The following is a 2593-nucleotide window of genomic DNA, read 5'->3' as shown; positions in this document are numbered from 1 at the left end:
CAATCTGACCGCCAGCAATGAGTCCCCTCCTAGCATGAAGAAGTTATCCTGCGCACTATTCACCTGTACGCCTAGCAACTGCTCCCATAACTGGCCCAGCTCACGCTCGCCCTCTCTGAGCTCGCGCGACTGCGGATGCTGAGTTCGCAGCTGCTTCGCCGTCAGGTCTCGCAATTCCTCCATATCCACCTTGCCATGGCCCGTCAGCGGCAACTGATCCAGTTGTAACCACACCCCCGGTACCATCGCAGATGGCAACTGCGCCGCCGCCTGCTCATGCAGACGCTCGCGCGACTGCGGCTGCTCTCCTGGCTGCAACACCAGCGCCGCCGCCAGCCTTAACTCATACACATACACCAGCGCACGACGTACCTGCGGCCAACCCTCCAGTACCGACTGCACCTCCCCACTCTCGATTCGGTTACCCCGCACCTTGAGCTGACCGTCCGCCCTACCCACAAACTCGATCTGGCCGTCCGGATGGTAATACCCTAGGTCCTGTGTCAGATACAAACGCTCACCCGTCTGCACATCAAATACAAACCGCTCGGCCGTCAGAGCCACATCGTTTACATACCCCCGTGCTAACGAGATCCCGCTACAATACATTTCTCCCGTCACCCAGTCAGGACACGCCTGCATCCGCTCATCCAGGATCCGATAACCGCAATTAGGCAGCGGAACCCCATAGGGCACACTGCGCCACTCATCTGACAGCGGACCGACCGGCGCCGATATATTCCACATCGTCGTCTCCGTGGGACCGCCCACGCTGTACAACCGCGCCTGCGGCGCCGCCAACATCAACCTCTCATATAAACGGCCCGCTACCCAATCTCCACCTACCAGTACTGTTCGCAGACTCTCATACCGCCAATTGCTCACCTGGCCCCATGACAGCAACATCTCTACCGCCGCCGGCACACTCACCCAGCAGTTCAGCGCATACTCATGCACCAACTCACTCCAGCATTGCGGATCCGTGCGTTTGGCTTGCTCTGGCAACACCAGCAATCCACCCGACAGCGGCACGCCCAACACGTCATACACTGACATGTCATGGTGCAATGCCGTCAAACCTAGCGCTCGCACTGGATACGAAAATACAAAGCGCTTCGCACTCTGATCCAGCGCATTGAGCACTCCTGCTTGCTCGATCTGCACCCCCTTTGGCTGACCCGTCGAGCCCGATGTGTACATTACATATACTAGATCCTGACCTGTCGTCTGCCAGCCCGCCAGCTGCTCATCGGCCAGCACCGTAGAGTGGCAATAGCCAGCCTGCCACTCATCAATACGCAGTGTCTCGAACTCTGGCGAGACCTGCGATTGCGTCTGTGCATCCACCAGCACTTGATTGACCCCCGCATCACGTAGAATCGAGTCCAGTCGCGCCTGCGGCTGCGCCAGATCAAGCGGTAGGTAGGCTGCCCCTGAGGCCAGCACCCCATATACTGCCACCAATTGCTGCACTCCTTTGGGCAGCAATACTCCTATTAGCGGCTGCACTTTCCCGTCATTTTTCAATGACGAATCATTCAATAGCTGCAGATAACTACCCAGTTGTGCGCTCTGTGCATGCAGTTGCCCATAAGTTAGGCGCTCGCTACCACACACCGCCACCAGCTGATCATCATCGGCACGCTTGTCCATATTTTCCACGAACTGACGATACACCGGCCGGCTGTCGTACGCCTGCCTCTGATCATTGAGCTTCGCGCGCACCGCCTTCTGTTCGTCAGGCAAATCCACCGCCTGTTGCGACTGCAGCAACGCTTCACAACGCTGCGGTACACACAGACCTTGCAGCAATACGCACCAGGCCGTAAACATCTGCTCTATCACACCCGGATGGAAACGCGAGGCTACGTAATCCCAGTTCACATACAGACCATCGCTCACAAAATAATACTGACAGTCCAACCATACTTGTGGCGTCTGCGTGATGGTGTAAACTGGTGTGCCAAACCAGATATCAGTTTCGGCATCCCCAGCTAAGCTGTCCGGTGCAGAAGTAAAAACAATGGGCATTGTTGCACCGTCGAGCGTACCGTGCGCACGCGACAGTTCACGAGCGAGTCGCACGCCAGACACACGACTGTGATCAAGCGCCTGCCACAAATCTTCCTGGATCCGCTTGAGCCGATCACCCAGCGTAGCGCCTTGCTGCCGATCCACACTCAGCAACGAGAACGTCGCAAACTCGCCCATCACTGAATTGATCTGCTCATGCACCTGCGGACGGTTAAAGCGTGGTATGTTCAGAGTAAATCGTGGCGTACTGCTCCAGCGCCCCAGCACTTCAGCATACGTGCCTAGTAATAAGCCATTGACCGTCATCCCCAGCGACTGCGCTAGCTCGCGCAACTGCTGCGTCTGCTGCGCATTAAATTGATGCGCCTGACGCTCAAAATGGCCCAACTCCAGTGCAAGCTCACTTCTGACCGGCAACGCCGGCGGACCCGCCAGGTCCGCCACACGTTCACGCCAGTACGCCAGCTCCGACTCATAGGCATCTCCCTGTTCCTGCTGTCGCGACCACAATACATAATCGCGAAACGTCAGCTCCAGCGGCGCCAGTTCAGTCTCAGGA

1 protein-coding gene is annotated in these 2593 nt (G+C 57.4%); it reads right to left on the bottom strand.

The window, feature by feature from the left end:
- Positions 1-2593: non-ribosomal peptide synthetase (locus tag INT20_RS17840; protein WP_193057444.1), on the bottom strand; the 2593-nt coding region annotated here is incomplete at both ends.

This window comes from Halomonas citrativorans (genome assembly GCF_014898005.1).
In the GTDB taxonomy this organism is placed as follows: Bacteria; Pseudomonadota; Gammaproteobacteria; order Pseudomonadales; family Halomonadaceae; genus Vreelandella; species Vreelandella citrativorans.
The sequence above is the reverse complement of the archived record's forward strand: the minus strand, read 5'-3'. Positions and strand labels throughout refer to the sequence as shown.